The sequence below is a fragment of the Limosilactobacillus coleohominis genome (genome assembly GCF_016901675.1).
GTDB classification, from domain to species: domain Bacteria; phylum Bacillota; class Bacilli; order Lactobacillales; family Lactobacillaceae; genus Limosilactobacillus; species Limosilactobacillus intestinavium.
In genome coordinates this window covers 1-12,280 of sequence record NZ_JACJKU010000048.1, presented here as the reverse complement: position 1 = coordinate 12,280, position 12,280 = coordinate 1, and the positions used below count along the sequence as shown (strand labels likewise).

12 protein-coding genes, 1 tRNA gene and 1 other annotated feature are annotated in these 12,280 nt (G+C 40.4%); of the genes, 10 read left to right on the top strand and 3 right to left on the bottom strand.

What is annotated here, in order from left to right:
* Both H5975_RS05560 and H5975_RS05555 read right to left on the bottom strand, forming a co-directional pair.
* On the bottom strand, nt 1-880 hold an 880-nt coding region (locus tag H5975_RS05560; RefSeq protein ID WP_204785220.1), incomplete at its 3' end, for a M20/M25/M40 family metallo-hydrolase.
* A gap of 345 nt (nt 881-1,225) precedes the next feature.
* On the bottom strand, nt 1,226-1,564 hold the full coding sequence (locus H5975_RS05555) for a HesB/YadR/YfhF family protein (protein ID WP_204785219.1): 339 nt from the start codon (nt 1,562-1,564) through the stop codon (nt 1,226-1,228).
* Between the two features lie 159 nt (nt 1,565-1,723).
* On the opposite strand from H5975_RS05555, the gene H5975_RS05550 reads away from it, so the two are divergent.
* The 4 genes from H5975_RS05550 (at nt 1,724) to H5975_RS05535 (ending at nt 6,484) form a co-directional block, all read left to right on the top strand.
* A complete protein-coding gene (locus H5975_RS05550; protein WP_204785218.1) occupies nt 1,724-2,893 on the top strand; it encodes an MFS transporter in 1,170 nt (389 codons plus the stop codon).
* 138 nt (nt 2,894-3,031) lie between these two features.
* Nucleotides 3,032-3,565, top strand: coding sequence for a nucleoside 2-deoxyribosyltransferase (locus H5975_RS05545; RefSeq protein ID WP_178661654.1), 534 nt, complete (start codon nt 3,032-3,034; stop codon nt 3,563-3,565).
* 62 nt (nt 3,566-3,627) lie between these two features.
* Nucleotides 3,628-3,876: a binding site (T-box leader), on the top strand.
* A gap of 62 nt (nt 3,877-3,938) precedes the next feature.
* Entirely contained in the window at nt 3,939-4,952 is a 1,014-nt protein-coding gene (gene asnA / locus H5975_RS05540) for an aspartate--ammonia ligase (protein ID WP_204785217.1), read from the top strand.
* Between the two features lie 185 nt (nt 4,953-5,137).
* The gene (locus tag H5975_RS05535; RefSeq protein WP_204785216.1) at nt 5,138-6,484 is read left to right on the top strand and encodes a glutamate--cysteine ligase; all 1,347 of its coding nucleotides are present in this window, start codon (nt 5,138-5,140) and stop codon (nt 6,482-6,484) included.
* A gap of 56 nt (nt 6,485-6,540) precedes the next feature.
* Here the strand turns inward: H5975_RS05535 and H5975_RS05530 are convergent, their stop codons facing one another.
* Nucleotides 6,541-7,278, bottom strand: a complete 738-nt coding sequence (locus tag H5975_RS05530; protein ID WP_204785215.1) for a gamma-glutamyl-gamma-aminobutyrate hydrolase family protein — start codon at nt 7,276-7,278, stop codon at nt 6,541-6,543.
* Nucleotides 7,279-7,387: 109 nt separating this feature from the next.
* Here H5975_RS05530 and H5975_RS09090 point away from each other — a divergent pair, with 109 nt between their 5' ends.
* From H5975_RS09090 to H5975_RS05500, 6 genes are all read left to right on the top strand, one after another.
* A complete protein-coding gene (locus tag H5975_RS09090; RefSeq protein ID WP_204785214.1) occupies nt 7,388-7,990 on the top strand; it encodes a phosphatase PAP2 family protein in 603 nt (200 codons plus the stop codon).
* An 8-nt stretch (nt 7,991-7,998) separates the two neighbouring features.
* Nucleotides 7,999-8,508 (top strand): hypothetical protein, encoded by a 510-nt coding sequence (locus H5975_RS05520; RefSeq protein ID WP_204785213.1) that lies wholly within the window; start codon nt 7,999-8,001, stop codon nt 8,506-8,508.
* A gap of 15 nt (nt 8,509-8,523) precedes the next feature.
* The gene (locus H5975_RS05515; RefSeq protein WP_204785212.1) at nt 8,524-9,774 is read left to right on the top strand and encodes a D-alanyl-D-alanine carboxypeptidase family protein; all 1,251 of its coding nucleotides are present in this window, start codon (nt 8,524-8,526) and stop codon (nt 9,772-9,774) included.
* A gap of 108 nt (nt 9,775-9,882) precedes the next feature.
* Nucleotides 9,883-9,956: transfer RNA gene (locus tag H5975_RS05510), tRNA-Thr, on the top strand.
* 172 nt (nt 9,957-10,128) lie between these two features.
* Nucleotides 10,129-11,292 (top strand): cation:proton antiporter, encoded by a 1,164-nt coding sequence (locus H5975_RS05505; RefSeq protein ID WP_204785211.1) that lies wholly within the window; start codon nt 10,129-10,131, stop codon nt 11,290-11,292.
* 1 nt (nt 11,293) lies between these two features.
* Nucleotides 11,294-12,163 (top strand): alpha/beta hydrolase, encoded by an 870-nt coding sequence (locus H5975_RS05500; RefSeq protein ID WP_204785210.1) that lies wholly within the window; start codon nt 11,294-11,296, stop codon nt 12,161-12,163.
* Nucleotides 12,164-12,280 lie beyond the last annotated feature (117 nt).

The following is a 12,280-nucleotide window of genomic DNA, read 5'->3' as shown; positions in this document are numbered from 1 at the left end:
CTTCGATGTTAATCGCCGGTTCATTAGAGAGATCACGCTTTGGTGTTTTAGTTAAGAGCGGACGAGTGAGGCCTTCAGCTTTTGCAACCTTTTCAGGATCAAAATTCAGGTTAGCAATCAATTCTTGTTCTGTGGATGATAATTCATCAACATCATCATAAATGCCGTCAATTAAGATGCGACCAGTAGTGTCATCACGAAGAGAAGCAAGGGCCTTTGTTAAACGCCATGGCGCTGATTCTGCATAGGAAGCTTTAGAAGAATGAAGGTCAGCATTGGCGGTAGCCACGGAGAGTTCTACGCATGAGATGCCCCGAAGACCCCCGGTAATGGCAATTTGTCCTTGAGCGTTTTTGGCACCACCTTCCCAAATTACTGCATCCGCTTGAAGATCACTTTTATGTGCGTTGGTATATTTAACAACGTGACTGCTCCCGATTTCTTCTTCACCTTCAACATAAAATTTAATGTTGAGCGGTAAACCACCATGTTCTCGATAATATTTAAGAAGGGTTAAGCGAAAAATGAGTTCTCCCTTATCATCATCAGCACCGCGGGCGTATAAAACATCATCCTTAACGGTTGGTTCAAAAGGCTTGGTATCCCACTGATCAAGTGGTTCTGCAGGTTGAGTGTCATAGTGATTATAAAAGAGTACTGTCTTGTCATTATGACCAGTGAAATTAGCAAAAATAACTGGATTACCACCTTGATCCTGCCATTTTTCTACCCGATCAGCACCAAGCTGTTTAAATTGGTTAACAATCCAATCGCTAGTTTCTTGAATACCAATATTTTGGGCAGCGATCGTTTTAAAACGTAAAAGGTCATCGAAATCGTGCCAGTGTTGCAAAATGTATTGTTGAAGTGATGTTGTCATATGAATTCCTCCTAATAAAAAATCCTGGAAACTGCTAATGCAATTTCCAGGACGTTTTTGTAATTGTAACGTGTTACCACCCGTACTTTAAGGTTGCTTCACAGCAACCTCCTCATTGAGTGCCCAAAATTGGATACTCTTACGCTGTAACGGGCGTTCCCGTAATTGGCTGATTATTCACCAACTACTCAAACAACGAGACCATTTTCTTCGGGATGGAAGACCGCTTCCCATCAACGCGGCTCGCTGAACAACCAGTACTCCGGATACTTATCTCATAAAGGTTAAATATTATTTTTGACAATAATATTAGAAAATAATGAGAAAGTCAAGGGCGAATTTAATTTACATCAAATATTTCTCGTAATTAATTGAGGCTCCCGCAACTGTATCTGGTCCACCAGCAAATGAGAAGGTGAGACCACCTTTATCGTCGTAATCAATGGTAGTGACGAGGTTGGAGAAGAACCAGTCATCATCAAAATTGATATGATAATTAATACCATCCTTTTGAATGGAATAAATTGGGCGGTCAGGATGGTTGTCTTTAGCATATCCCTGTTTAGGGCCGTGTTCAGCCGGAATTTTATCGGAAGCGGCAAAAAATTTAACGCCATCCCCATCTTGTAAATTTAATTCAGAAATCAGCCACTTGCTAGCAGCGTCAGTAATTTTGATTTCCATGGTGAAAACCTCCTGCTTGATATTAAAGATATTTTACCATGATTCAGAATTTAAGTTTGTTTTGCTAGATTTACTTTAGCAATTTTCGTACAATGGTATGAGTGCAAATTTTAGTAGAAAGGACGTCAGGGTCGAAAAATCGACAGACGAGTGTGCAACATGTCGAAATATCGTTTACAAGCTGTTTTATTTGTCTTTGTGGCCTTTATGTTAGGCTGCAACGAATACATGATTGTCGGTGTGCTACCGGATATTGCAAAGGAGTATCACAGTTCGCTATCGTCACTGGGATATCTAGTAACCATGTTTGCTCTGATTTATGCAATCTTTACACCAGTGATTACTTCTGTTGCTAATCGTTGGAAACGACACCATGTGTTACTAACCCTAATGGTGGTGTTCTTTATTGGTAATACTTGGACGGCAATGGCTACTAACTACGTCTCCTTGTTGTTATCGCGGATGTTAACAGCAACAGTGGCAGGGGCCATCATCTCCATCGTTTTGGTTTTGGCTAGCTATGTGGCACCACGAGAAAAACGGGCTAGTTTAGTGTCATGGGTATTTGCTGGTTTTAGTATTGCTTCCGTTATTGGGGTACCTTTAGGAACAGTCATTAGCCAACGGTTAACGTGGCATGATAGTTTCTGGATGATTACGGTGTTAACCATTGTGGTGTTTGCCTTGCTGGTTTGGCTAGTACCACACAATACTCCACAGGTTGTGGGTCACCTCAGTGATCAATTCTCACTATTTAAGGATCGCCGCGTGCTAGTTGGCTCACTATTTGTAATTACAGTTTGTGCCTCAGATTATACATTTTATACTTACGTTCGCCCGATCATTACGAACTTAATGGGCTTCGACGATACTTGGTTAAACTGGTTACTTTTTACAATGGGAATCTTCTTTATTGTTGGTAACAAGTTTGGGGGCTTTTTAGCTGATAATGGCGGTGTTCACCGTCTTCCAGGAGTTTATATTGTAATGACCATTCTGTTGTTGGGACTTGCACCAGCGTTCCAATTTAAGTGGTTAGCAATCGTGATTGTAGCAGTTCTTTGTATCACATTTGCCAGTTATGGTGCCTCAACACAATTAATGTTCTTGGATATTGCCGAAAAGAATTATCCGCAATCGCTTGATTTAGCTTCTTCCTTAAACTCAATTTTTGCTAATATTGGAATTTCACTTGGTTCTTTAGCAGCGGCCGAAACAGTACGTTTTGCTTCATTAAGGAACGTCGGTAATGTAGGTGCTATTTTTGGTGTATTGTCCATCCTTCTGATTTGGTACGTTAGTCGGCATTATGAAGGAATGCGTTATTAGTTGCCTAAGAAGAATTATCTATTTGCAAAAGTTTCTGGGACTCAAATAGTTGCAGGAACTTTTTTTAATTCAACGGGGCCACATTGAATGGTCATTATGATAAAATAAAATTTCAAATTATATGATGGAGGCAAGAGCATGGAAACAACAGTTAAGTTAGCAGGAAAGGAATACGTTGATATTACTGAAAACAATGAGATTGCACCGGTAAGAGCTTATATCCAGTGTTCCTGGTTTAGTCCTGAAGAAATTAAATTTATGGAAGAAGGACTAACCGCATTGGGTCAAAACAAGACGGTCTCATTAAAATATAGTCACCACCCATTAAGTCACCAGTTTAATGATATTAATGTTAATGAACATCCAGAAGTGATGGATGATCTTACGTGGCAACAAAACACCTATCAAATGGATATGCATGCTATGTATGGCAATGATATGGGGATTGGCTTCTTCATGCCAAGCAAACCCGATGTTGGGCAAGCATATGAACAAGGAGTGCTATATGCACTGCACAAGCCAAATGTGGTGGTAGTTCCTGATGACGAAATGAGTATTCCATTAAACTTGATGGTTGGGTGTGGGAATACTCAAATTATCAAGATGAGTGAAGTAGCTGATTTTGATTTTCATGATGTTGTCTTTAAACCTTACTCTGGCAAGGTGTTTTAAAAAATTTTTCTAAAGGGCTTGCCTTTTAAAAAAAGGTTTATTATAATATCTAACAAATCAATTAAAAAACGATTAGAAAGACGAGTAAATATTTTCATTCGTATAGTGAGTGAAGGATAGTGAGAACTTCACCGACCCTGTGATATTGAAAAACCCTTTCCAAGTTGCTAACCCAAATGGTCTTCAAAGTAGGCTTAGTCGTTTCCAGCACGTTACCGCTGGCAGAGTATGTTAGTACTCTTATTGAGTGACCTAGTCATTAGACTAGATAACTTGGGTGGCACCGCGGAAAAAAGCCTTTCGTCCCATGATTGCAGGGACGGAAGGCTTTTTATTTGCGTTCCAAGTCAGCAATATTAAGGAGTGCATCAATATGACAGAATTAATTATTCCTAAGGATTACGATCCACGTTTGTCAATTCGTGAAACAGAAGCAGCTATTCGTTACATTCGTGAAACTTTCCAAGATGAATTTGGTAAGGAATTGAACTTACAGCGGATGTCTGCACCAATGTTTGTTAAAAAGAGCACGGGGTTAAACGACAACTTAAACGGTGTAGAAACCCCAGTTTTCTTTGAAATGAAAGCATTACCTGGTGAGACCATCGAAGTTGTTCATTCACTTGCTAAATGGAAGCGGATGGCATTGAAGCGTTATGGTTTCGGTATGCATGAAGGACTGTACACCAACATGAACGCCATTCGTAAAGATGAAGACTTAGACAACTTCCATTCAATTTACGTTGACCAATGGGACTGGGAAAAGATTATTGGTAAGGATGAACGGACTGAAGAAACTTTAAAGGCGACTGTTAAAAAGATCTTTAAAGTGATCAAACACATGGAACATGAGGTTTGGTATAAGTTCCCACAAGCCGTTTACCATTTACCAGATGAAATTCACTTTGTAACCACCCAGGAACTGGAAGATCGGTGGCCAGACTTAACACCAATGGAACGGGAAGACAAAATTGCTAAGGAATTAGGTTGTGTCTTTGTAATGAAAATTGGTGATAAGTTGAAGCGTTCTGGCAAGCCACACGATGGTCGGGCACCAGACTACGATGATTGGGCGCTGAACGGTGACATCATTTTTTGGTATGAACCATTACAAAAGAAACTCGAAATCTCTAGTATGGGAATTCGGGTTAGCCCAGAATCAATGAAGTACCAACTTGAACAAGCTGGGGCTACTGATCGTGAACAATTGCCATTCCATAAGCAATTATTGGAAGGCAAACTCCCATACACCATTGGTGGTGGGATTGGTCAATCTCGGTTATGTATGCTGCTTCTCGGCAAGGCTCATGTCGGTGAGGTTCAAGCAAGTATCTGGCCTGAAGACATGCAAAAGAAATGTGCTGCAGCCGGAATTCAATTACTATAATCCAAAAGTCACAATCTACTTAACCAGTAATGACATTACTACTTATCCTACTTCACACCTTGTCAATTACTGGTAAAGAGCAGATTTTCAAAAGCGTCGCTACGGTGACGCTTTTTTGTTTGCTTTCAAAATAAATTATAGTATAATTAGAAAAATTAAAATTTCCTAATAAAGCAGGTGAGCAAATGTTTAGTCAAGTTGGTAAATTAATCTATCAAAATGAGGCAGTGGCCCAAACGGCAGACTTTACGATGGGCATTGAGATTGAGATGGACCGAATTGATAGTCAGGGTAATTTGAGTCAGGAACCTTATCCTTCCAGTATTGGTGATGAAAAAACTAATCCCTGGATGACCAATGATTTTTTGGAAGTGATGTCAGAGACGGTTACACCAGCGGCCGATTATGCACTGGAGGCAATGCACTACTTATATGCACTTAATACCACATTACGTAATGCTTTGGCACCGGGGGAATTATTGTGGCCGCTTTCCATGCCACCACGATTACCAAAGGATAAGACAAAGTTAGTCTTGGCTAAAATGGGTCCTAAAAAAGAAGCCTATTTGAAAGAGTGGGCCAAGCGTCATGGTTATGCAGCCGGAACACCTTGTGGGGTGCACATTAATTTAAGTATCAAGCCTTACATTGTTAAATTAGTCCAAGCTAACCAACCTGACAGATTCCCAACCGAACGGGATGCTAAGAATTACCTGTATACCGTTGTAGCTCAGGGATTTGTGCGCTATCGCTGGCTATTAACCTATCTGTTTGGTGCTAGTCCGTTAGCAGAAGCAAATTATTTAACACCGCAACAACATGTGAAGCATCCGATGAGAAGTATGCGCCAAAGTTCATACGGTTTTGGTACCAAATTCCGGGGAGACTTTACTGATCTGGATCGTTATGTAGCACGAATTGAAGAAGGGGTTAAAGAAGGCATCCTAACCTCAGACTATGAATTCCATGGGCCAGTTCGTTTTAAGGGGAATTCTGAACTAAAGAAACTTCAAAAAGAGGGCATTCAGTATGTCGAATTACGGATGTTGGATTTGGACCCGACAACTGCAGTGGGTGTCAAAACAGTGACTTTGCGTTTTATTCGCTTATTAGCTAGTTACTTCATTATGCATCCCGCAATGACTATTAGCGAGGTTGATGAAGTGTTGAAGCAGGCCGATGAGTGTAACCGAGTCGTAGCTGAGGAAGATCCACGGGAAGTTACGCAATACCAATCAACTGCGTTAGCATTAATCAAGCGGTTATCACAATATGCTAACCAAATTCAATTAGGCCCTGAATATACTGAAATCTTAGATGAACTAGAGGATCGGATTTTAAACCCATTATTAACACCGAGTGCACAACTATTAAACTACGTTGAAGACGGTTCATTAACTAAGTATGCACTGCAACGTGCTAAGCGTTACCAAGAGGCCGCTCTTGAGAACCTTCACCCATTCCATGGCTTTGAAGGTGGCAAAATTTACTCAACTGCGGAATTAAAAGAAGCATTAACCAACCTTAAATAATTGACAATAATAAACGAGGCAGCGGTCGAATTAGACTGCTGCCTCGTTTGTTAAGCTTAATTATTCTTTTGTGCAACTTGACCAGCTCTTTGAACTAGGTCATGGAAAAGGTTTTGTGCCACTTCATCATGCTTATACATGTTTTCTGGATGCCACTGAACGGCTAAAATCTGGTTGCTGTTCACAGATTCAACCGCTTCGATAACTTGATCATCAGCAGTAGCCGTAACCTTTAAACCAGGTGCCACATTATGAAGTGTTTGGTGGTGGCGTGAATTAACATATGCTCTTTCACCAGCTAAATTGCGGATGCGACTATCTGCAACTGTATTGACATGGTGAGTAGGGAGGTTTCCAGGTGCTAATTGAGAGTGCTTGATCTTCGCTACAGGATTCTCTGTAATATCTTGATAAACTGTACCACCAAGGCCAATGTTAATCAGTTGCATTCCTCGACAGATCCCCATAATAGCTTTACCAGCCTTTACAGCTTCTTTGAGTAATTGGATTTCAGCAAGATCACGCTTACGGTAAGTCATCCCTAAACCCGGGTGGGGCTCTTCTCCATAGAAGGTTGGATCGATATCTTCACCCCCGGCAAAGATAATTCCGTCAAATAAATCAACGTAATTAGAAACTAATTCTGGCGGAATACTTGGAATAATCACCGGTAGAGCATGGGACTTTACAAGTGCTTCAATAATCGGACGGGGTGCAAAAGAGGCATCTCGTTCATTAATGACGCTGGTGGCCTCAGTAAAAGTGTCAGCTGAAATGGCGATTCTGGGAATCATTTTAATCATCCTTTCATCATTTGTTAATGGATATAAAATACCATAAAAAATAGTGCTTTGTATACCTGTTGTAATAATTATTTGTTACACTAGTAGAGTTATTGTAAAGGTGGTGGCAATCATTCATCCGCAACTAAACGTTTGGTGGGTTAGTCAACTGGTGATTAGCGTGCTGCTTTTTGTAATCTTGTACTGGTTAATTAGCCGTTCCCAACGGTTTAATAATTGGGAATTAACAGTTCAAAAAAGGTGGTTAAGGCTTCACAATGGGTGGGGCTGGCAACTGATTGCCAACTTGTTTGATCCTAAATTATTAGTACTTTGGGATTTCCTATTAGCAGCCTGGTTAATGTTTCAAGGACAGCGAGCACGGTCGTTGTTCGTATTAATCACTTTGGGAACGGTCGACGTACTGGGAATTATGATTAAATACACTGTTAAAAGAACACGACCAGGAACCTTTACACAAGCTAGACCAAGTTATAGTTTTCCGAGTGGTCATACTTTGGGAATCACCGTCATGGCGCTGATGTTCCAGATGCTATTTATTAACCATTGGGGACATATTGTTATTTTGCTAATTTGGCTACTGGTAATTGTCAGTCGCCTAACTTTGCATGCTCATTATCCATCTGATGTGATCGGTGCAGTGCTGTTAGCATACGGTTGGTGGATTGGTGCAGAGTTGTTGTATTTATTAATAATGAGGTGAAAAATAGAATGAACGCACGACTAATTCAGTTTCATATTAGCCCGCAAATTGAAAAGCAAACAGATCAAAAGAATCGTGCAGCGGTACAAAATGGTTTCAATTTAGAATTTGTGGCTAAAAATAAGTACATTTCTGAAGATATGCGCGGGGTACCACAGTTTCGGCGTGAATTGCGTCACAAGATGCAACACATTGTAGATCAATTTAACGAATATTACCGCTGGAACATTGAAAAAACTGCTGAGATGGAAGGTAATGAAGAAAACTTTGGGGCAATGGAAAACCTCAATGATGTTGTTAAATATCTAGTTAGCCTTCTGAAAAATGATTTCTTAGTACCAAACGAGCTTGAATTAACCGCCATCCATATTGTTGGTGACTTTAATGTCTATGCTCCAGGCAATGATACTGAATTAAAAAAGCAGGCAGAGAAGATTAGAACAGAATCAATTAAAGAGTTCCGAGCAAGGCAATCCCAACCAATGCCGAGACCGATGAATATGCAATCGCATAAGTAAAGAGGAGAATAATTAATGAAGAAGTTGATGCAAAAACTGGGCTATCTATTGTTGGTAGTTTTAACAGTGGCAATGAGTTTGAGTGGATGCCTGACGGCAGTCGCACATGCAGATGATGGTGTGGATGCGCAGGCAGCCATTACGATGGATGCACAAACAGGGCAAATCCTGTATCAGAAGAATGCTAATCAATTACGTGCTGTTGCTTCCTGCACGAAGATTTTAACTTTGGCAGTAATTGAGCAGGACGTTGCCAATGGCAAATTGAAGTGGGATCAGAAGATTAAAATTAATCATCACGTCGCTAAAACGTCCACGGATTGGCACTTTTCGAACGTGGAATTGAAGCAGGGACACAGTTACACGGTCCGGTCACTGTGTGAATCTATGATGATCGTTTCCGCGGATGGTAGCGCAGAGGCGTTAGCACTAGCGGACGCTGGTAGCACCCAGGCATTTAATAAAAAGATGCATGCCGTTGCCAAAAAAGCGGGAGTCACTGATGCTAAAATTTACAATATGATTGGCCTTTCAAACGGTGAATTAGGTGAAAACGGGATTAAAGGGGTTAGTAAGAAGGCAGAAAACGCCTTTTCAGCTAAAGACATGGCATTAATTGCACGTTACCTGGTCAACACATATCCTGATGCTTTGAATATTACAAAAGAAAATAATGTTGAGTTTAAGGTTTCTGACAAGCAAAGCTATAACATGAAAAATATTAATGCAATGCTTCCTAATAATGGTGCCGCTCCTAAAAACGGAACTATGGATGGCTTGAAGACGGGATCTACAGATAAAGCAGGAAACTGTTTTGTTGGTACTGGAGTCTTTAATAATCGGCGCTTAATTACTGTTGTTTTGGGTACTGATATTAAGGACTTTAGTAAACAATTCAATGCCACTAATAAAATGTTGGAAGCAGTTCAAGGGGCTTATCAGCCAGTTAACATCAAGCAGCTAAACAATGTAAAGGGTGTTAGTTCCAAAGTGAAGGTTGCTCATAGTAAGCAATCAACCGTTAAAATTGGGATGAAACAGCCAGTTGCACTGTGGTTGCCTAAGGGAACCAATCTTAAGCAAGTCAATGGTGAGATCGTTCTGAAAAGCAATTTAAGAACAATTGGTGGTCACAAGTTACGTGCGCCAATCAAAAAAGGACAGACTGTTGGTAGTTTAAAGGTAGCTCCAATTAAGGGAATGCCAAGTGTTAAAATTCCGGTAGTAGCTCAACAATCAGTTGCTAAGCATTCAGTTTTTAATTAAATTACGATAAGGGATGTGAAAGAAGTCGTTGGTGACTTTGCTTTCACATCCTTTTTATGTTGAGTCATGAGCTTGCCGAAAAAAAGTAATTTCAGTTATACTGGAGGTGCCACCATAGCTCAGATAGGTAGAGCACATCCATGGTAAGGATGAGGTCATCGGTTCGAATCCGATTGGTGGCTTATCTTTTATTATTTTAATTTGCAATCAGAAAACGTGCGAGTGCCCCAATTTGCTGGATGAATCTAACAATTTGTGGGCACTTTCATTATTTTCAAAACGTATACATATTTCTTTTTTGGAAGTTTATAATGTAAAAAGTAATAATTAATCAAAGTGAGATGGAGGAAACTAATGGAGTTTATTGCAACGCTGGTCATTATATTATTAGTAACGCAAATTGTTTCACATTTTAGTATGCGCGTTGGAATCCCGGATGTGATTGGACAAATTATTGTCGGAATTGTGCTGGGACCCGCAGTGCTAGGGTGGATTAGTCAAACCCACATGATTAACGAGTTCCAAGAAATTGGGGTAATTATCCTCATGTTTATTGCTGGGCTGGAAAGTGACTTAAGTTTACTAAAGAAGTACTTAAAACCGGCAATTGTGGTGGCGTTTATGGGGATGGCCCTGCCAATCATTGTGATGGGGATTGCTTCAGACCTTTATGGAATGCAGTGGTTTGAGTCGCTCTTTATCGGGGTGATTTTCTCAGCCACTTCAGTTAGTATATCTGTTGCGGTTTTACGTGACTACAACCAACTAGGTAGTAAAGAAGGCGCCACGATTTTAGGAGCAGCGGTTGCGGATGATATTGGTGGAGTGTTCTTACTGAGTATCTTAATTAGTATGATGAATGGTAAGGGCGGTGGCCAACAGATGAGCCTGCCATTAGTTATTCTCTTACAAATCGTTTTCTTTGGTGGAACCTACTTGTTAGTACGGTGGTTGGCACCATACTTAATGGAAGTCAGCAACGATCTGCTAACCACGGCAGCACCAAGTGTGATTGCTATGATTCTGTGTCTAGGTATGGCTGCACTGGCTGATGCTGTTCACCTGAGTGGAGCGGTTGGATCGTTCTTCGCTGGGATTGCAATTGCAAACACGCAAAAAAGAGAAACCATCAACCGGAGCTTCGTACCAATTGGCTACGCCCTGTTTATCCCAGTCTTTTTCGTTAATGTCGGCTTAAGCATGCGGTTTGATCATTTCTTAGACTCATTATGGTTCATCATTTTAATGACCATCTTGGCCTGCTTGACGAAGTTGCTTGGCTGTGGTGGCGGAGCAAAATTAACGGGCTTTGACTGGAACAGCAGTTACATTATCGGTAGTGGGATGATTGCCAGAGGTGAAATGTCGTTAATCACGGCACAGATTGGTTTTCAATCGCACCTGTTATCAGAAAAATATTATTCTGACGTGATTACAGTGATTGTCTTAGCTACGATTTTAGCGCCATTTATTTTGAAACATTCACTTCACCGGATGCATGGTCCACAGGAGGATTAAAATGAAAAAAATATGGCAATGGATATTGTTAGTAGTTGTAGTAGCTGGGCTAGGACTTGGCTATTACAGTGGCCATTTATTTGCAAAAACAATTGATTATCAACCAGAGAGTCACCGGCCTGCAATCGGTACTCCGACCTTTTTCTTTCATGGATATGGTAGCAGCTATCATGCAGAAGAATACATGGTTAATGGTGCTGTCAAAGAAGGAATTACTAGTAAAAATGCTGTCATTCGTGCGAATGTGCGTCCCAATGGCAGCGTGAAATTAACTGGGAAAATTAAGGCCAATAGTAAAAATCCAGTAGTGGAGGTTAATTTTGATAACCCTCGAAATGGTAATTATAAGGTTGACGGCAAGTGGGCCCGAAACGTAATTGTTATGCTCCAGAACCATTACCGTTTTCAACGAATTAATTTAGTAGGTCACTCAATGGGTAATATGGCAATTATGTATTATCTCCGGGAATATAATAATGATCACCAATTGCCAATCTTAAATAAGCAGGTTGCCATTGCAGGTCATTTTAATGGATTAGTCATGGCAGACAATAATAAGAATAATGACCGAGTAGCATCCGATGGGAAGCCGTTGAATAACGTAACAAAACAATATCGCTACTTAGAAGCGTTGCGAAAGACTTATCCCAAATCAGCTGAGGTGCTGAATATTTATGGCAATAAGGGGAATGGTACTGATGGTGATTTAACAATTCAGTCTGCTCAGTCAATGAAGTATCTAGTTCAACCCCGTGCTAAATCATATCAGGAGCAAGAAATGAAGGGTCATCAGGCTTCTCATAGTAGACTGCATCATAATGATGATGTGAACGCGTTGCTTTATAGTTTCCTTTGGAACAGAACAGTTTAATTTAGATAATGGCAGATTGTAAAATTTAAGTTGAACATTTAAGTGGACAGAAAAACCCATCAAGGTCTTTAATGGTGTTACCTCAACATTCCATTAGAAAGAAGGACCTTAATGGGC